Origin of the sequence: Mesorhizobium sp. LSHC412B00, from assembly GCF_000503035.1 — a bacterium.
GTDB lineage: Bacteria > Pseudomonadota > Alphaproteobacteria > Rhizobiales > Rhizobiaceae > Mesorhizobium.
This window is the reverse complement of the sequence record NZ_AYWB01000008.1, coordinates 213,261-231,513: the sequence shown is the minus strand read 5'-3', so window position 1 is coordinate 231,513 and position 18,253 is coordinate 213,261. Positions and strand designations below refer to the sequence as shown.

Genomic DNA, 18,253 nt, shown 5'->3' with positions numbered 1-18,253 from the left:
CCTGTTTGTATAGGCGAGCTATCGGGAGGACTAATGACCGGATACATCCTTGCAATCGACCAGGGTACGACATCGACCAGGGCGATCCTGTTCGACGGCGCGATGAAGGTCGCCGGCAGCAAGCAGCAGGAATTCACGCAGCATTATCCTGCCTCCGGCTGGGTCGAGCATGATCCGGAAGAGATCTGGGCAAGCGTCGTCGCCACCGTCAAAGGCGCGCTGAAGGCCGCCGGCCGCGAGGCTTCGGATGTGGCGGCGATCGGCATCACCAACCAGCGCGAAACCGTCGTCATCTGGGACAAGGCGACTGGCAAGCCGATCCACAATGCCATCGTCTGGCAGGACCGCCGCACCGCGCCGCTCTGCCAGAAGCTGAAAAAACAGGGCCTGGAGAAAAAGTTCACCAGAAAAACCGGCCTGCTGCTCGATCCCTATTTCTCCGGCACCAAGATCGCCTGGATGCTGGACAAGGTGAACGGTGCGAGAAAGCGAGCCGAAAAGGGCGAACTGCTCGCCGGCACCATCGACAGTTTTTTGATCTGGCGGCTGACCGGCGGCAAGGTGCATGCGACGGATGCCACCAACGCCTCGCGCACGCTGGTCTACAACATCGAGAAAAATGTCTGGGACGACGAGCTGCTCTCCATCCTGCGCATCCCGGTGGCGATGCTGCCTGAGGTCAAGGATTGCGCCGACGACTACGGCGTGACGGAAAAAAGCCTGTTTGGCGCCGAAATCAAAATCCTTGGCGTGGCCGGCGATCAGCACGCAGCGACCATCGGCCAGGCCTGTTTCGAGCCAGGCATGATGAAATCGACCTATGGCACCGGCTGCTTTGCGCTGCTCAACACCGGCGCCGATCTGGTGCGCTCGAAGAACCGGCTGTTGACCACCATCGCCTATCGGCTGAACGGCAAGACTACCTATGCCTTGGAAGGCTCGATCTTCATCGCGGGTGCCGCCGTGCAATGGCTGCGCGACGGCATCAAGGTGATCGGCAAGGCCGAGCATAGCGGCGTATTGGCGGCAACCGCCGACCCCACGCAGAACGTCTATCTGGTGCCGGCTTTCGTCGGTCTCGGCGCGCCGCATTGGGACGCCGAAGCGCGTGGCGCGATCTTCGGGCTGACGCGCAACTCAGGCCCGGCGGAGTTCGCCCGCGCGGCGCTTGAATCCGTCGCCTACCAGACGCGCGATCTCCTCGACGCCATGCGCAAGGACTGGAAGGGGGCATCGGCCAAAACCGTGCTTCGCGTCGACGGCGGCATGGTGGCCTCCGACTGGACCATGCAGCGGCTGGCCGATATCCTCGATGCCCCGGTCGATCGCCCGACCATTCTGGAGACGACGGCGCTGGGCGCAGCGTGGCTTGCCGGCTCGAAGGCGGGTGTGTTGCCGAAGGCGAAGGATTTTGCCAGGAGTTGGGCGCTCGAGCGCCGCTTCAAGCCGGAGATGGATGCCGACACCCGCTCGGCAAAACTGGCGGGTTGGCGCGACGCGGTGCGCCGGACATTGAGCGCGTCCTGATTTCGCACTTAAGACCAAGTCCGCGAAAAGACGAAGCCCGCGCCCGTTGCCGGCGCAGGCTCCGTCCTACCCTAACTTCGCCCTAAACACATCAATAGGGCGAATTACACTGCCGCCGAGGGCCGTAGTTGGGCTGGAATGTGTTGTCCGAGGCGCGGTAGGAGCGATAGCGGTCGTAGCACCACTGCACATGCGCATCGCCGCCGTAGACGCGGTTGTTCTCGCTGTTGACGATCGCACCGGTGATCAAGGCGCCGGTGGCGAAGGCAGCCAGCGGGAACCAGTAGTCGCCGTGACGGCGATAGCCGCGGTGATATTCGCGATAGCCGCGATGGCCATTCCAATAGCTGCCGCCATCATTGTTGCGCGAGAACTGGCGGCCTACGCGGAAATCGCGATTGCCGGAATTGCGGTTGCCGTGGCGCATCCACCGCCAGTTGTCATGACGAGAATCGCCCACATTCACGATGTCGGACGAAGTTGCTGATGACTGGGGCACGAACATCTGGGCGGCATTGGCCGGCATAGCGGCGGCCGCGGCAAACGAAATTGACAGGGTGGTCGCCAGTAGACCCGTTGCGATCTTGTTCATGATCTTCTCCTTGAAGGGTGGTTGACGTCCCTTGTGAGACGAAAACGGCCCGCTCGTGCGATGGTTCCCACCAAAACAGTAAGTTGCTGATTTGTAATGTTTCTCGAATTTGGCGCGTGAGAAAAGGCGCGTTTCGCGCGCCAACAGATCGAAGCGGCGACCACGTTGCGGGAGCGGCTCACCGGGCTGGTGACGACGCAATTTGCGGCGCGTCGGGCGATGGCCGAAACCCCGGTGGAACGGCCATCTTTTTCCGGTTGACCGGTCGCGGCACTCTCCCTATGTTCCGCGCAATTTCGAGGGCGGCCTTTAGAGCCCGCGGGAGCGCGTAGCTCAGCCGGTAGAGCAACTGACTTTTAATCAGTAGGTCTCGGGTTCGAACCCCGACGCGCTCACCAGAAATATTTCGTGCGGAAGTTGCCCTGTCAGCAGCCCCCATCGCCCCCTACAATCGCCGCCCGGTCTTGACGTCGAACAGATGAGCGCAGGCGCGGTCGATCTCGATGCGCATCTGCTCGCCCTGTTTCAGTGCCAGCCGCTCGCGGAAAAGGCAGGAGATTTCTTCTCCGGCGCAGTCGACCCTGGCAAAGATTTCCGAACCCGTTGCTTCCAGAAGCACGATCGTGCCGGCGATTCCTTTGGCGGTCGTCGCTCGGATGTGTTCGGGACGGATGCCGTAGATGAGGTCGCCGCCGGGTATGTTTGCCAGGTCGATGCCTTCCGGCAGCGGCAAGATCAGTCCACCGGCGCTGCGGAAAACACCTTCCTCGACATGGCCCCGAATGAAATTCATCGCGGGCGAGCCGATGAACCCGGCAACGAAGAGGTTGGCCGGGCGATCGTAGAGATCGAGCGGTGCGCCGATCTGCTCGACAAGGCCGTCATGCAGCACGACGATCTTGTCGGCCATGGTCATGGCCTCGATCTGGTCGTGGGTAACGTAGATGGTGGTGGTTCCCAGCCGCTGGTGCAGCGCCTTGATCTCGCCGCGCATCTGCACGCGCAATTTGGCGTCGAGATTGGACAGCGGCTCGTCGAACAGGAACACCTGCGGGTCGCGCACGATGGCGCGGCCCATGGCGACGCGCTGGCGCTGGCCGCCGGAAAGCTGACGCGGATAGCGGTCGAGCAGCTTGTCCAGGCCGAGAATGCTGGCGGCCCTGCCGACGCGGCCGGCGGTGTCGGCCGGATCGGCTTTCTTGATCTTCAGGGCAAAGCCCATATTGTCGGCCACCGTCATATGCGGATAGAGCGCGTAGTTCTGGAACACCATGGCGATGTTTCGGTCGCGCGCCCTGAGATTGTTGACGAGGCGATCGCCAATGGCGATCCTGCCGCCCGAGATCGTTTCCAGTCCGGCAATCATGCGCAGCAGCGTCGACTTTCCGCAGCCCGACGGCCCGACCAGGATGACGAATTCGCCATCGGCGATGTCGACGCTGACATCGTGGATGATCTTGGCGGCTCCGAAAGCCTTCTGAACGTTGTTGATTGTTACCGATGCCATTGGATTTCTCCCGGAAATGAGTGATGTCGGGGCCGTGCCTCAGCCGCCCTTGACGGCGCCTGCGGTCAGCCCGGCGACGATCTGCCTTTGCGCGAACAGGGTCAGCACCAGCACCGGCAGCGTCACCACAAGTGCCGCGGCGGCGAGCGGACCCCAGCTCACCTGCTCGTAGGAAAGCATGTTGTAGACGGCGACCGGCAGCGTGCGGGTCTCGCGGCTGGCGAGCACAATGCCGAAGACGAAATTGTTCCATGAGAAGATGATCGACAGGATCAAGGCGACGACAATGCCCGGCTTGGCGATGGGCAAGGCGACCAGCCGGAACACCTGCCAGGAACTGGCGCCATCGATGTTGGCCGCTTCTTCCAGCTCCATCGGCGTGGTCTCGAAATAGCCGATCATCACCCAGACCACGATCGGCACCGTCACCACCAGATGGATGATGATCTGCGGCCACAGTGTGCCGAGAATGCCGACCCACTGGAACAGCAGGAACAGCGGAATGAGATAGGAAAGCCCCGGCGTCATGCGGGCGATCATGATGACCACCGCCGAGCGTTCGGCCTTGAGCCGCGCGATGCCATAGCCGGCAGGCACGCCGATGAGCAGCGCGAGCAACGTTGCCGTGCCCGTCACCAGAACCGAATTCCAGAAATAGAGCAGGAAATTGTTCTCCTCGAATACCTTCACATAGTTCGACCAGGCGAGATGTTCCGGGATCAGGATCGGCGGGTATGCACCGTTGTCGATCTCGAACTTCAGCGACAGCGAGATCATCCAGAGGAAGAACAGGATCGCCGGCGAGACGAAGACCAGAGCCGCGAAAAACAGCCCGATCCGGTTGAGCAGCCGTGAACTCATCTATTTGCCCTCCACCCCGATCCATTGGGAGCGCTGGCGCAGCATCAGCAGGATGAAGGACAGCGCGACGATGACGATGAAGAACACCACGGCCATGGCCGAGCCATAGCCGATGTCGTAGTAGGAGAAGGCGGTGTTGTAGAGATAGATGTTGATGGTTTCCGAGGCCGTGCCCGGTCCGCCCTGGGTCATGGCATAGATGATGTCAAAACTTTTCAGCGCATCGATGGTGCGGATGATCATCGCGATCATCAGGAACGGCGCGATCATCGGCAAGGTGAGATAGCGGAATTGCTGCCAGGCGTTGGCGCCATCGATCTCGGCGCTCTCGAAGGGCTCGCGCGGCACGGAGGCCAAGCCGCCCAGCACGATCAGCATCACCAGCGGCGTCCACTGCCAGGTCTCGACCGCAACCAGGGACGGGATGACCGTCCTGGCATTAAAGATCCATTCCTGCGCCGGGATGCCGACCAGCGACAACAGATAGTTGAGCACGCCAAGCTGGGGATGGAACATCATCGTCCAGACCAGCGCCACGGCGACTGGCGTTGCCATCATCGGCATGACGAAGACGCCGCGCAACAGGCCGCGCAGCGGAAATTTGGCGTCGAAGATCAGCGCCGCGACAGTGCCAAGGAACATCGGCGCCGCGACCGAAAGCGCCGTGTAGGTCAGCGTATGGAAAAGCGATTCCCAGAAGCGTTGGTCGGCTGCCAGCCGCAGATAGTTTTCCATCCCGGCAAAGCTTCGCGGCTGGCCGAGGGTCCAGCGGTTGACGCTCATCCACAGTGTGAAGGCCCAAGGAAAGACGATCACGGCGCCGACGACGACGAGCGCCGGGACGACGAAAGGCCAGTAGTTGGGAGCCAGACGGATGGTCTGGCCCCCTTCGATGGCTTGCGTCGTCACCCCGGTGCGTTCTGGGGTGATGGCGGACATCAGCCTTGCTCGCTCCGGTCGAGCACCGGCTGAAACTGCTCGGTGGCCTGCTTCAGTTCCTCCGCCGGATCGGCGCCGGCGATCAGATTGGTCAGCGCCACGCCATAGATGTCGCGGAACTCAGTGACCGGAATGATGACCGGCAGCGACAGCCGGCTGACATTGCCCGAGCCGACCACGGCATCGAGCCAGCTCGCCGGCATGGTGACGCCTTCGCGCACCTTGGGATCTTCCAGCACCGACTTGCGGAACGGCACGCCGGCACCCGCCTGCAGCAGGCGCGCGCCCATGGCGGGCGAAATCGCCCACTGGCAGAAGAGGTAGGCGGCCTCCTTCTTCTCGCTGGCGGCCGTCACGCCGAGGCCGTCGCCAAAGGTGCCGGCGGCATGCGCCTTGGGCCCCTTGGGCATGACGCCGTAGCCGACCTTGCCGACCACTCGTGACTTTTCCGGGTTTTCCATCGGCGGGGCAAAGCCGACGCCATCGAACCACATGCCGATCTTGCCTTGCAGGAAGGCGGACTGGGCTTCGGCCCAGTTGAATCCGGTGACGCCTGGAGGCGCCGACTTGGTCATCAGCCGCTGGTAGAGGCTGGCGGCCTCGACCGCCTCGGGCGAGGTCGTGCGCAGCTTGCCCTTGTCGTCGAGCGGCGTCATGTCGTAGCCGAGCATCAGCGACGTCCACACCGGCGTGTTGGCGTTTTTCAGGCCGCGGGCGACAAAGCCGTAGGTGTTGGTCGACGGATCGGTCAGCGTTTCGGCGGCGGCCACCAGCTGCTCGAACGTCTCGGGGTATTTGAGGCCCTTGGCCTCGAACAATTCCTTGTTCCAGTAGACGATCCAGTAATCCACCGAGAACGGCAGCGAGCGCAGCACGCCCTGGCCGTCCTTGGCAAACAGCATGCCGGCATCGGCGAAATCGGTTTCCACCAGCGCAGGATCGGTCAGGGTCGGGTCAGCGAGATAGCCTGATATGTCGGCCAGCCAGTCGCCCTTTTCGAACTGGCGCTTCTGCACGTGGTAGCTCAGATGCACGACGTCGAAGCTCGGTTTGCCGGAGCTCAGTTCGATCACCGTCTTCTGGCGCTGCTGCTGTTCCGGCGTCGCTTCGGCATTGACCTTGATCCCGGTCAGTTCCTCGAACTCGGCGATGTATTTTATCAGCGTGTCGCTGCGCGGGCTTTTCACCAAATTGACGTCAAGCGTCGTTCCCGCAAAGCGCTTCCAGTCGACGCCGGCGGCAAAGCTTGGGCGAACACCGGCAATGGCGGCGGCGGCAAGTGCGGCGGTTCCCTGAAGCAGTTGCCTCCTGGTTGGGTTGAACAGATTGGACGACATTTCTTCCTCCCGGTTGTTGTCGTTATCGATTGCATCGCGGACCGCGGTGCGGCTCAGGTTTCCTCAGATCTGCAGCGCCAGCCGGCGCGCCTTGTCGATATGCAGACTGATCGCCTCGACCGCCTTCCCTGGATCGCGGCTCTCCATGGCTTCGATCACCGCCAGGTGCTCGCGCATGACCGGCACGACGCGCCCGTCGATACGGAACCGCTCCTGGTGGATCAGGCGGATCTTCACCGAATTGACCAGATAGGCCTTGGCGATGATCTCGTTGCCCAGCGCATCGATGAACGTGTCGTGCATGGCCCAGTCGATGGTCTGCGCCTTGGCCTCCATCTCCGGCGTCGGGGTCTGCTCCAGCGCCCGGGCAAGCATGTCCTCATGCTCGCGCCGCAAGCGGGCAAGCTCGGCGTCGGAGGCGCTGACCGTAAACAGCGCCACCGCTTCACGCTCCATGAACAGGCGGAACTGAAAGGCCTCGCGGATCAGGCTGATGTCTATATGGGCGATCTGCATGCCGCGCTGCGGAATGGTCGTCAGCAGTCCTTCCGCCTCGAGACGCGGCACGATCTCGCGAATGGCGCCGAGCGGCAGTCCGGTGAAGGCAACCAGCTCACGTTGCGACACGAACTGGCCCGGCTTGAAGTCGCGCGCCAGCAAATGCCGCGTGAAGCTGGCATAGGCCTTCTCCCTGAGGGTGGTCGGTTCGTTGCCGTCTTCCATTTCGGCGCGCTTCCCTTTGCCGGTCAGGCCGGTTCCCTGGCAAACAAGCTGTCATAGGCTGAGGCAAGCTGCTGCTGCCCTTGCAACGCGATCGGCTCCAGCGGCGGACGGACCGCCAGCCAGCGCTCGTCGCCGGTCTTACGCGCCACCATCACCTTTACCGCCGGGGTGACCGGATATTTGAGCAATTCGAGCACAAAACTCTCGACGCGAGGATCGTCGCGCCCGTCCTCGGCCATGGCGCGGATTTCGCCCGGGACGAAATTGGCCATGCCCGAGATTGCGCCTTGAGCACCCAGTCGCACCGCACGCGCCAGATGCCTTTCATCGCCGATCAGGATCACCAGATCGCCATGGGCGGCAAGCAGCGCCTCGCTGTAGCTCCAATTTCCACCGGAATCCTTGACCCCGGCGACCACGTCGGGAAAAGCAGTGCGCAACCGGCCGATCAGGCCAAGCGAAAGCTGCACCATGGTAACCGAAGGGATGTTGTAGAGCAGCACGTCACGGGCGAGGGGGCCGAGCGCGGCAAAGACGGCGGAGAACCAGCCGAAAAGGCCGTCCTCGCCGACATTCTTGAAGTAGCTCGGCGGGGCCAGCAGAATGTTTCGGGCGCCTCGCTGCAAGGCATGCTGTGCCTGTTCGGCGGCGTCTTCGGCGGCGTCGACCAGCACGCCGGCAACGAGTTGATGCGGCAAGATTCCAGCAGCCAGCATGGCTTCGGTCACCGACCGCCGCTCCGTCGTGCCCACCGACGCGCCTTCCCCTGTGGTGCCGAAAAGCGTCACGCTGCCGCAACCCTGCGCCAGGCAACTTTTGGCCTGAGCGATCATGGGATCGGTGGCGATCTGCCCGCGGGCATCGAAAGGCGTGGCGAGAGCGGCCGAAAGGCCAAAGCGTGATGTCACCGGAAGGTCTCCGAAGTAGGTGTGTATGCCGTGCTAGCACACTAACATGTTAGTCGTAAATTGGGGTGGTGCGCTTTTTTAACGGCGGAGGGCCTTCACAGGTTCGAAGCCCATGGCGGATCGAGACCATTGGCGAAACAGCAGGATGGTCCAGTGTTCGGGCGCGGAGCGGCAGCTCCAAGCTTGTCCCCATTCCAGTCGATGGCTAAACTCAGCCTTCCCAGGGGAGGTTCTGACATGACACTTCAGCTTTCGGCGGATGCTGTCGCTCCTAAGGCGGCGGCGCCTCAAAAATACCTCTTCGGCCCGGTCGCCGATTTCCTCATGCTGGGCGGCAGCGCCTTTCTCATCCTGCCGGTGCTGTTTCTCGTTCCGCTCGAATATGAAGGTCCGGTGGCCGCAACGATGGTCTTCGTGGCCTATCTCGTGAACTATCCCCACTTCGCCCACTCCTACCAGCTCTTCTACCGCAATTTCGGGCGCAAGGTGACGGGCGACGGCTACGACAGGAGCCTGCAGCTCCGCTACATCTTCGCGGGCATTGTCGTGCCCCTGGTCATGGCCGGGTTCTTTGCCTATGGCGCCGCGGCGGCGAACACGCGCCTGCTCGGCTATGCCACCAACGCCATGTTCTTTTTTGTCGGTTGGCACTACGTCAAGCAGGGCTACGGCATGCTGATGGTGGATGCGGTGCTGAAGCGCAAATTCTTCGACGACCGCGACAAGAAGGTGCTGCTGGTGAACTCCTATGCGGTGTGGATCCTGGCATGGCTGCAGACGAATACGGCGGTCACCCAAGGCAAATATTACGGCCTCGACTATTACACCTTCGCGGTCCCTTCCTGGATCACCGACATCGCCTTGCTGGCAGCCATTGCTTCGACGGCGGCTACGCTTTTGATGCTGGTCAATCGCTGGCGAAAGAACGGTGGCAAGCTGCCCTATAACGGCATCGTGGCCTACGTCGCGTCGCTCTATCTCTGGATCCTGATTGTGAGAATAAATCCGCTCTGGCTGCTGATCGTGCCGGCGCTCCACTCGCTGCAGTACCTCGCCGTGGTCTGGCGCTATCAGACCAATGTTGAGCGTGACAGCTCCGATGCCGAACGCGATCCGCAGCCGAAAATCCTGTCCTTTCTTGGCCCCCTCTACAGGTTTCGGCTCCTCGGCTTCATCGTCGGCGGCACGGCCCTTGGCTATCTCGGCTTCTGGCTGATCCCATCCGCGCTGACGGCTTTGATTCCCTATGACAGGCAAGTGCTGGGGTCATCGCTGTTCTTCTTCATCGTGCTCATCTTCATCAATGTGCACCATTATTTTCTCGACAATGTGATGTGGCGCCGTGGCAATCCGGAGGTATCGAAGTATCTGTTCCGCTGACTGATGCGCAGACTGTCGAGCCCGGTTTTCGTCAGCTGTCGAGTATGCCATTGCGAGCGTGATCGTCAGTGCAACGGAGAGCCCTGGAATGGCGGAGTGCTTTTCCGGGAGCCGCCTGGAAAATACCCTACGGTGGCATCTGTACCGGCGTTGGCGACTATACCGAGGTTGGCGCCGCCGGCGTGACCCTCGACGCGTGAGTTGCGGCCGACGTGCGGCGGGATCGGCTGGAACGTCACGAAACCAGTGAGACATTGCCGCCGGCATGGCGCTCGATGCGGCCGGCAAGGTCGAGTTCCAGCAGCACCATGGAGACTTGCGCGGCGTTGAGGCCGGTGTGGCGGATGATCTCGTCCACGCCCACCGGCGTTGGGCCCAGCACCTCGATCACGCCGCTGCGTTCGTCCTCACCGGGCGGGGGAGTTGCCGAATAATCGGGTGCCTTTTCTGGCGGCGCAATGCTTCGCGTTCGCGTGCCCGCCAATGGTGCGATCGCACCGGAAACATCTGCCGCCTCGGTGACCAGGGTGGCGCCGTCCTTGAGCAGGCCGTTGGAGCCGGCGCAGCGCGGATCGAGCGGCGAACCCGGTACGGCAAAGACCAGCCGGCCCATCTCGCCGGCCAGGCGCGCGCTGATCAGCGAGCCGGAGCGTTGCGCAGCTTCGATGACCACCAGTCCGAGGGCGGCGCCCGCGACAAGCCGGTTGCGGCGCGGAAAATCCTGCGCCCGCGGCTGCCAGCCGAACGGCATTTCCGAAATAACGGCGCCGCCACGCTCGGCAATGTCTTCGCACAAGCCGATATTTTCGGGCGGGTAGGGGACATCGAGCCCACCGGCCAGCACACCCACTGTACCAGTCGAGAGACTGCCCTGGTGTGCTGCCGTGTCGATGCCGCGCGCCAGGCCGGAAACGATGACGTAGCCGTCGCGGCCAAGATCCGCCGCCAGCATGCGCGCCATCTTGATGCCGGCGAGCGACGCGTTGCGGGCGCCGACGATGGCCACCGCCGGCAGGCGAAAGACGGCTGCCTCGCCCTTCACGGCAATCAGTGGCGGCGGATTGTCCATGTTTTTCAGCATCGGCGGGTAGTCGGCCTCGCCGATGCCGACGAAGCGGGCGCCGTTTTCACTGGCTGCGTCGAGTTCCGCTTCGGCTTCCTCCACGGAAGGAATGCGCATGATCCTTTTGGCTCCGCCCGAAATCATCAGCTCGGGCAGCATCTCCAACGCCGCCTCCGCCGAACCAAAGCGGTTGATCAATTCGCGAAACGAGGCCGGGCCGACATTTTGTGTGCGGATCAGCCGCAGCCAGCTCAGCCGCTGCCGGTCGCTGAGGCGCGGCCCGGCGGCGGGCTTGCTCAACCCTTGGCTCCGATCTTGCCTTCGGTGCCGGCAAGAAGGCGCGAAATGTTGGCGCGATGTTTGAAGATGACGATCAGGCTCATCACCAGGAACAGCCCGGCGGTCTCAGGTGTGCTCCAGAAATAAAGCGCGATCGGCACGATGACCGCCGCCGTCAGCGCTGCCAGCGAGGAATAGCGAAACAGAAAAGCCATCGCCAGCCAGACGACGATAAAAATCAGCGCCACATGCCAGCCGAGCGCGATCAGCACGCCGAGATAGGTCGCCACGCCCTTGCCGCCCTTGAAACTGAGCCAGACCGGAAACAGATGGCCAAGGAAGGCGCCAAGGCCCGCCCAGAGTCCAAGGCCGGCCCACAGTCCGTAGTCGTGTCCAAAATGGCGCGCGATCATCACCGCCGCCGTACCCTTCAACGCGTCGAGCACCAGCGTCGCGGCGGCGAGGCCCTTGTTGCCGGTGCGCAGAACGTTGGTGGCGCCGATATTGCCGGAGCCGATTTTGCGCACATCGCCGAGGCCGGCCGCGCGGGTGATCAAGAGGCCGAAGGGAATCGAGCCGAGGAGATAGCCGAACAGCAATGCCAGGATAACGTTATAACTCATTGTTTGCCCCCGCATTTCCCCAGCAACATATCGGTCTGCGACGTGGCGCGATCGCTCTAGCTCGAAAACACTGTGCGGCCCGCCACCAGCGTTTGCAAGACCATGCCTTGCAGCCGCGCACCTTCGAAGCAGGTGTTTTTCGAGCGCGAGCGGATGCCGCTTTCACTCACGATCCAGGGTTCTTCAAGGTCGATCAGCGCAAGATCGGCCGGCGCTCCCGGCTTCAGCGTGCCGCCCGGCAGGCCGAACAGCCTTGCTGGTGCGGTGGACAGTGTTTCGACCAGCCGAAGTAGCGGCACGTCGCCATTGTGGTAGAGCCGAAGCGCTGCTCCAAGCAGCGTCTCCAACCCGATCGCGCCGGCAGCTGCATCGGCGAAGGGAAGGCGCTTGGTGTCGACATCCTGCGGGTCGTGCGAGGAGACGATGATGTCGATCGTGCCGTCCTTGACCGCTTCGATCATGGCCAGCCGGTCTTCCTCCGCGCGCAAAGGCGGCGTCAGCCGGAAGAAGGTGCGGTATTCCCCGACATCGTTCTCGTTCAGCGACAGATTGTGGATCGCCACGCCCGCCGTGACATTGGCCTTGTCGGCTTTCGCGCGTGTCATCGCTTGCGCTGCCATCGCCGTCGAGATCTTGGCCGCGTGGTAGGCGCCGCGCGTCAGCCGTGCCAGCGCCAGGTCGCGCTCCAGCGGGATGGACTCGGCCTCACGCGGAATGCCGGCAAGGCCGAGCCAGCTGGCATACAGGCCTTCATTCATCACGCCTGCCGAAGCGAGGTCGCCATCCTGTGTCTCATGTGCGATGACGCCGCCGAAATCGCGGGCATAGGTCAGCGCCCGGCGCATCACCAGCGCGCTGGATATTGTGTGCCGCCCATCTGTGAAGGCGACCGCGCCGGCTTCGCGCAGCAGGCCGAACTCTGTCATCTCGCGGCCGGCCAGCCCCTTGGTGATCGCCGCCGCCGGAAAGATGTTGACGCTTGCCGTGTCCTTGGCGGTGCGCAGCACGAATTCGACCAGCGCGACATTGTCGATCACCGGGTCCGTGTCGGGCATCATAACGACGGAGGTGACGCCGCCGGCCGCCGCCGCAACGCTGGCCGAAGCGATGGTCTCGCGATGTTCGCCGCCCGGTTCCCCGATGAAGACACGCGCGTCGATCAGGCCGGGAATGATCGCCTTGCCGGCGCAGTCGACCACGGTGGCTCCCGCCGGCAGGCCCTGGTTCAGGGCAGCCTTGCCGGCGGCAACGATCTTTTTCCCGTCGACGATGACGGTGCCGATCTCGTCGATGCCGCGTGACGGGTCGACGATGCGGGCGCGCTCAAAGACCGTGGTGCTCATGCGCTCCGGCCCTCGTTGCGGCGCGGGTCGAGCAGCGCTTCCATCACCGCCATACGCACGGCGACACCCATCTCGACCTGTTCCTGGATGACGCTTTGCGGCCCGTCGGCGATTTCGGACGCAATCTCGACGCCGCGGTTCATCGGCCCGGGATGCATCACCAGCGCGCCGTCCTTGGCGGCCTTCAGCTTTTCGGCATCGAGGCCGAAATAGCGGAAATATTCGCGTACCGAAGGCACGAAGGCGCCTTCCATCCGCTCGCGCTGCAGGCGCAGCATCATCACCACGTCGGCGCCCTTGAGGCCCTCGGCCATCGAGCGCGAGACGATGACGCCCATTTTCTCGATGCCGGTGGGCAGCAGCGTCGACGGCGCCACGACCCGCACCTGCGCGCCAAGCGCGTTCAAGAGCATGATGTTGGAACGCGCAACGCGCGAATGCAGGATGTCGCCGCAGATCGCTACGATCAGTTTCGACAGCGGCCCCTTGGCGCGGCGGATGGTCAGCGCGTCGAGCAGCGCCTGCGTCGGGTGTTCATGCGCGCCGTCGCCGGCATTGACCACCGAGCAGCCGACCTTCTGCGCCAAAAGGGCGGCGGCGCCCGCAGACTGGTGGCGGATGATCAGGATGTCGGGGCGCATGGCGTTCAGAGTCATGGCCGTGTCGATCAGCGTCTCGCCCTTCTTCACCGAAGAGCTCGCCACCGACATGTTCATGACGTCGGCGCCGAGCCGTTTCCCGGCCAGTTCGAACGACGACTGCGTGCGCGTCGAGGCTTCGTAGAAGAGGTTGATCTGGGTGCGGCCGCGCAGCGTCGAGGTCTTCTTTTCGGACTGCCGCGAAATGGCGACGGCGCGATCGGCCCGGTCGAGCAGAAGCTCGATGTCACCGGGGGAAAGATCGCGGATGCCCAGAAGATGGCGGTGAGGATAAAGCGGCAGGGACGAAGCGTCGGTCATCTCAAGGCGCTGCTATAGGGGGGAGAATTCCTTGCCGCAAGCGTCAGCTTGGCATTGCGGCCTTTCTCCCCGGTATTTTCGTCGCGCGCGCCGCCTGCCTTGGGCTATATCTAGCCGATTGCTTCGGATTCGAAGCCTTATGATGATAAGTGCCTTTCTAGCGTTAGAAGGCCCTTCTACTTTCAGAAGGATTGGGCGTGACCGACGACGTGACCAACCAGCCGCCGCCGCTGACGGGCGGCAACGCCTGGCGGGGCGATCCGTTGCTGATCCAGCTTGCCGAGCGTTTTTCCGATCCGGTGCGCAAGGACCTCGACGGGCTTGGCCGGTTCGTCCTGACGCAGGAGGCGCAGGAGCTGGCGCGCCTCGCTAATGTCGAGACGCCGAAGCTCCGCACGCATGACCGTCAGGGCCGGCGCATCGACCTCGTCGAATTCCATCCGGCCTATCATGCGCTGATGCGCCGCTCGGTTGCCGGCGGCCTGCATTCCTCGATCTGGGAAAACGGCGATAGCGAGATCGGCCGTCGCCATCAGGTGCGCGCCGCGCGTTTCTACCTGACCGCCGAACTCGAGACCGGGCATCTCTGCCCCATCACCATGACCAGCGCTTCGCTGGCCGCCCTGATGGCCAGCCCAAAGCTGTTTCGCGAATGGGCGCCGCGCGTGACGACGCGCAAATACGACCAGAGTCAGAAGCCGCCGGTCGACAAGACCGGGCTGACGCTCGGCATGGGCATGACCGAAAAGCAGGGCGGCACCGACGTGCGCGCCAACACCACACGGGCCGAACGCGCCGGCAGCGGCTTTTATCGCCTCACCGGCCACAAATGGTTCATGTCGGCGCCGATGTCGGACGCTTTTCTCGTGCTTGGACAGGCGCCTGAAGGGCTTTCCTGCTTTCTCGTCCCGCGCATCCTCGGCGACGGTTCCGGCAACGGCTTCCGCTTTCAGCGGCTGAAGGACAAGCTCGGCAACCGCTCCAACGCCTCATCGGAGGTAGAGTTCGTCAACGCCATCGGCGAGATGGTCGGCGAGCCCGGCGCCGGCATAAAGACGATCATGGACATGGTCACGCTGACCCGGCTCGACTGCGCCGTCGCCTCGTCGGCAATCATGCGGGCGGGGCTGGCTGAGGCCGTGCATCACGCCCGTCACCGCCAGGTGGCCGGCTCGACGCTGATCGAACAGCCGCTTATGCAGCGCGTGCTGGCGGACATGGCGCTCGATGTCGCCGCCGCCACGGCACTCTCGTTCCGACTGGCGCGCTCCTTCGACGAGGCTGCCGGCGACCGCGGCGAGGCTGCTTTTGCCCGCGCCATGACCCCGGTGGTCAAATACTGGGTCTGCAAGATCGCGCCGCCACTGCTCTATGAGGCGATGGAGTGCCTCGGCGGCAATGGCTATGTCGAGGAAGCGCCGCTCGCCCGCTACTACCGCGAAGCCCCGGTCAATGCGATCTGGGAGGGCTCAGGCAATGTCATGGCGCTCGACGTGCTGCGCGTGCTCGGCCGCGCGCCCGGCCTGTTCGAGGAGGTGCTGGCCGGCATCGACCGCGATCTCGGCGCCGGCGGACGCGGAACCATTGGCGTGCTCAAGGCGGCCATGCAGGTCGCCGGCACCGATGAGGGGTCGGCCCGCCTGCTGACCGAACAGCTGGCGCTGTCGGCGGCAGCTGCGGAATTGCGCCGGCTGGGGGCAGGGCGGATTGCGGACGCCTTCGTCGAGACGCGGCTCGCCGGCCAGTGGCGCAACACCTATGGCATGCTCGATTCGCGCCACGATGCGCGCATGATCATCGACACGCTCTATCCGCCGGTGAATTGAGGGCCTTCCGCCAGGCCGTGAACGAATTTGCCTGCCTGTGGACAGCCGTTAACCTTAACGAATGGTTTCCGTTGCAGCCGCAGGCCGCAGACCCCACTGTCTTTGTCACCAAAGCAGGAATGCCATGCGGCACATTTTGACGTCCTTTCTGGCCTTGCACTGGGCGCTGGTTTTCGCCCTGCTGGCGTTCATCTGTGTCGATGGAAACCGCGGCGTTGCGGGCGCTCTGGGCGTGCTCGGCGTCGTCGTGGAAAACACTCGTCTGGCCGATCTCGACAATGCTGCCGTCGTGGCGCCGCTGGCCATCGCCTTGCTGGTCGTGGCGGTGCTGTTTTGCTGGGTCTTCGTCGAGAGCCTGGTTAACGCCGCAGCGAGCCCGGACGAAGCCGACAGTGTGGCGCGGACCGCCTTCATTTCGGCATCCGCGGTGTTGTCGCTCATCCTGATCGGCGGCGCAGCGCGAGGCATCAACGGCCTGTTTTTGGTTGTCGCCGTGCAATTGGCGGCACTTCTGGCCTCCTATGTCGCCATGCTGGCCGAGCGGAGGTCGGTCTTCGCTGTCATGGTTTCTCGGGAGGCAGAGAGCCGCGCCACCGCCCATGCCATGGCCAAGGGTGCCGCGCACGGCTCCTTGCTGTCGCGCATTTCCGGCCGTCCGGACATTGGTCCCAGCGGTCGCAGAGGCGGCTCCAGCCGCAGGGACGGTCACTGATGCGCACGCTGTTCGCATTGTGGGCCGCGCCACTCGCTCTGTTCTGGGGCTGGTTCTTCCTGTCGCTCAACGACATCAATTTCGGCTACGTCATGCTCAGCCGGCAGCTGCATGATTTCGTGTTTCAGCTCTACGGGCAGATGCTGGGCATCGATCCGGCGATCATTCCGGGCATGGTGGCAAGGGCCTGCATCTTCGACGGCTTCCTGCTGATGGCATTGTGGGCGTTTCGCCGCCGCCGCAACATCATGGCCTGGGTCAGGCGGCAGGCGGGGAATCCGGTTCCGTCCGATCGCGTGGATCAAGCGACTGGAGCCGGTCCAGAACTCCCTGCAGAATAAAGGCCGCAGCCGCCGAATCGATCTTGCCGGCGCGCTTTCGGCGCGAGAAATCCATCTCGATCAGCGTCCGCTCCGCCGCCACCGTCGACAGCCGCTCGTCCCACAGCACGAAGGGCAGGTCGGTTATACCTGCCATGTTGCGCACGAAGGCGCGCGACTTCTGGGCGCGGGGACCTTCCGAACCGTCCATGTTGATGGGGAGACCGAGTACAAACGCGCCGACATTGTCCTTCTGCAGTTGGGCGAGCAGCGCTGCCGCATCCAGCGAAAACTTTTTGCGCAGGATGACCGGGCGGGGATGGGCAAAGGACAGGCCGCGGTCGGAAACGGCGACACCGATCGTCTTGTCGCCGAGGTCGAGCCCGGCCAGCGTCCTGCCGCCTTCCAGGCGTGACGGCAGATCCTCGATTGCTATGATGCCCAACGGCTTTCCCCACCAGCTTTACCGTGACCCAGTCTTAACCGTGACCCAGACTTGCCGTAACAAAGACCGCGACACGTTCTTTTGAACCGCGAGCACACTATGTCACTTTAATTTTGCTGTCGGCGTTCTATCTTCCGGCGCAACCAAAATCGAGGAACACGATCGATGAAATTGACCTGGTACGGACATTCCGCCTTCCGCGTCGAGACATCAGGCGCGACCATCCTGATCGACCCCTATCTCGTCGGCAACCCATCATGGACGAGCGGCTGGGAGGGGCCGGCGGAAGGCGTCACCCATGTGCTTTTGACCCACGGCCACAGTGACCATGTCAGCGGCGCGGTGGAGGTGCTGAAGAAGAGCGGCGCCCAGCTGGTCGCCAATTACGAGATCTGCATGTACCTGGTCGGCAAGGGCGTCGACGGCAAGAAGATCAATCCCGGCAATCATGGCGGCACCGTCGATTGCGGTGCCTTCACCACCACCTTCGTGCAGGCACTGCATTCCTCGTCGTTTGGGCTCGATGGCGGCCAGAACGTCTACCTCGGCAATCCCAACGGGCTGGTCCTGCATTTCCCGGAGGACAAGACGCTCTACCATATGGGCGACACCGACATCTTCTCCGATATGGCGCTGATCGAGGAACTGCATGAGCCGAAGATCGGCCTCGTGCCGGTCGGCGACCGCTTCACCATGGGCGGCGCGGTGGCGGCCCTGGCCTGCCGGCGCTTCTTCCACTTCGACACGGTCGTTCCCTGCCATTTCGGCACCTTCCCGATCATCGACGCGACGGCGGAGAAGTTCGTGGCCGGCCTCGAAGGGTCAGGTGTCGACGTAGCCTTGCCAGCGATCGGCCAAACGATCACACTATAAAGCGATCGTTTGAACGATCCCTTGTCGCAAAGGGGA

Annotated in this window: 18 protein-coding genes and 1 tRNA gene; 7 read left to right on the top strand and 12 right to left on the bottom strand. The window is 63.3% G+C overall.

Going from position 1 to position 18,253, the window contains the following annotated elements; all coding sequences use genetic code 11:
* The first annotated feature begins 33 nt into the window (after positions 1-33).
* Entirely contained in the window at positions 34-1,527 is a 1,494-nt protein-coding gene (gene glpK / locus X757_RS147715) for a glycerol kinase GlpK (protein WP_023726674.1), read from the top strand.
* Positions 1,528-1,618: 91 nt separating this feature from the next.
* On the opposite strand, the gene X757_RS147720 is transcribed toward glpK, so the two are convergent.
* Complete coding sequence (locus tag X757_RS147720; RefSeq protein ID WP_023724353.1) at positions 1,619-2,119, bottom strand: BA14K family protein; 501 nt, start codon at positions 2,117-2,119, stop codon at positions 1,619-1,621.
* 322 nt (positions 2,120-2,441) lie between these two features.
* Here X757_RS147720 and X757_RS147725 point away from each other — a divergent pair.
* Positions 2,442-2,517 (top strand) — tRNA-Lys (locus X757_RS147725).
* Between the two features lie 47 nt (positions 2,518-2,564).
* On the opposite strand, the gene X757_RS147730 is transcribed toward X757_RS147725, so the two are convergent.
* The 6 genes from X757_RS147730 to X757_RS147755 all read right to left on the bottom strand — a co-directional run bounded on the left by X757_RS147730 (position 2,565) and on the right by X757_RS147755 (position 8,394).
* Positions 2,565-3,626: an ABC transporter ATP-binding protein gene (locus tag X757_RS147730; RefSeq protein ID WP_023726673.1), complete on the bottom strand. Its 1,062-nt coding sequence runs from the start codon at positions 3,624-3,626 to the stop codon at positions 2,565-2,567.
* 39 nt (positions 3,627-3,665) lie between these two features.
* Positions 3,666-4,487: a carbohydrate ABC transporter permease gene (locus X757_RS147735; protein WP_023726672.1), complete on the bottom strand. Its 822-nt coding sequence runs from the start codon at positions 4,485-4,487 to the stop codon at positions 3,666-3,668.
* Positions 4,488-5,426 (bottom strand): carbohydrate ABC transporter permease, encoded by a 939-nt coding sequence (locus X757_RS147740; RefSeq protein WP_023726671.1) that lies wholly within the window; start codon positions 5,424-5,426, stop codon positions 4,488-4,490.
* Positions 5,426-6,763 (bottom strand): sugar ABC transporter substrate-binding protein, encoded by a 1,338-nt coding sequence (locus X757_RS147745; RefSeq protein WP_023726670.1) that lies wholly within the window; start codon positions 6,761-6,763, stop codon positions 5,426-5,428. Before X757_RS147745 ends, X757_RS147740 begins: the two co-directional genes overlap by 1 nt.
* 63 nt (positions 6,764-6,826) lie before the next feature.
* Positions 6,827-7,486, bottom strand: a complete 660-nt coding sequence (locus X757_RS147750) for a GntR family transcriptional regulator (protein ID WP_023726669.1) — start codon at positions 7,484-7,486, stop codon at positions 6,827-6,829.
* 23 nt (positions 7,487-7,509) lie between these two features.
* On the bottom strand, positions 7,510-8,394 hold the full coding sequence (locus X757_RS147755) for a dihydrodipicolinate synthase family protein (RefSeq protein ID WP_023726668.1): 885 nt from the start codon (positions 8,392-8,394) through the stop codon (positions 7,510-7,512).
* A gap of 237 nt (positions 8,395-8,631) precedes the next feature.
* On the opposite strand from X757_RS147755, the gene X757_RS147760 reads away from it, so the two are divergent.
* On the top strand, positions 8,632-9,774 hold the full coding sequence (locus X757_RS147760; RefSeq protein WP_023726667.1) for a hypothetical protein: 1,143 nt from the start codon (positions 8,632-8,634) through the stop codon (positions 9,772-9,774).
* Positions 9,775-10,009: 235 nt separating this feature from the next.
* Here X757_RS147760 and dprA read toward each other — a convergent pair whose 3' ends face one another.
* From dprA to X757_RS147780, 4 genes are read right to left on the bottom strand one after another with little or no spacing between them, the layout of a single operon-like run.
* Entirely contained in the window at positions 10,010-11,137 is a 1,128-nt protein-coding gene (gene dprA, locus X757_RS147765; protein WP_023726666.1) for a DNA-processing protein DprA, read from the bottom strand.
* Entirely contained in the window at positions 11,134-11,739 is a 606-nt protein-coding gene (gene plsY, locus X757_RS147770; RefSeq protein WP_023726665.1) for a glycerol-3-phosphate 1-O-acyltransferase PlsY, read from the bottom strand. Before plsY ends, dprA begins: the two co-directional genes overlap by 4 nt.
* A gap of 56 nt (positions 11,740-11,795) precedes the next feature.
* Entirely contained in the window at positions 11,796-13,082 is a 1,287-nt protein-coding gene (locus X757_RS147775; RefSeq protein WP_023688600.1) for a dihydroorotase, read from the bottom strand.
* A complete protein-coding gene (locus X757_RS147780) occupies positions 13,079-14,041 on the bottom strand; it encodes an aspartate carbamoyltransferase catalytic subunit (protein WP_023696535.1) in 963 nt (320 codons plus the stop codon). Before X757_RS147780 ends, X757_RS147775 begins: the two co-directional genes overlap by 4 nt.
* A 197-nt stretch (positions 14,042-14,238) precedes the next feature.
* Between X757_RS147780 and X757_RS147785 the strand changes: the two genes are divergently transcribed.
* The 3 genes from X757_RS147785 (at position 14,239) to X757_RS1000000166675 (ending at position 16,920) form a co-directional block, all read left to right on the top strand.
* The gene (locus X757_RS147785) at positions 14,239-15,867 is read left to right on the top strand and encodes a DNA alkylation response protein (RefSeq protein WP_023700749.1); all 1,629 of its coding nucleotides are present in this window, start codon (positions 14,239-14,241) and stop codon (positions 15,865-15,867) included.
* 124 nt (positions 15,868-15,991) lie between these two features.
* Positions 15,992-16,579: a hypothetical protein gene (locus X757_RS147790; RefSeq protein ID WP_023726664.1), complete on the top strand. Its 588-nt coding sequence runs from the start codon at positions 15,992-15,994 to the stop codon at positions 16,577-16,579.
* Positions 16,579-16,920, top strand: coding sequence for a DUF6105 family protein (locus tag X757_RS1000000166675; protein ID WP_084629576.1), 342 nt, complete (start codon positions 16,579-16,581; stop codon positions 16,918-16,920). The genes X757_RS147790 and X757_RS1000000166675 overlap by 1 nt, the downstream gene beginning before the upstream one ends.
* Here X757_RS1000000166675 and ruvX read toward each other — a convergent pair.
* Complete coding sequence (gene ruvX / locus X757_RS147795; RefSeq protein ID WP_023726663.1) at positions 16,838-17,344, bottom strand: Holliday junction resolvase RuvX; 507 nt, start codon at positions 17,342-17,344, stop codon at positions 16,838-16,840. The genes X757_RS1000000166675 and ruvX overlap by 83 nt on opposite strands.
* A 165-nt stretch (positions 17,345-17,509) precedes the next feature.
* Between ruvX and X757_RS0134190 the strand changes: the two genes are divergently transcribed.
* Positions 17,510-18,217, top strand: a complete 708-nt coding sequence (locus tag X757_RS0134190; RefSeq protein ID WP_023684673.1) for a metal-dependent hydrolase — start codon at positions 17,510-17,512, stop codon at positions 18,215-18,217.
* Positions 18,218-18,253 lie beyond the last annotated feature (36 nt).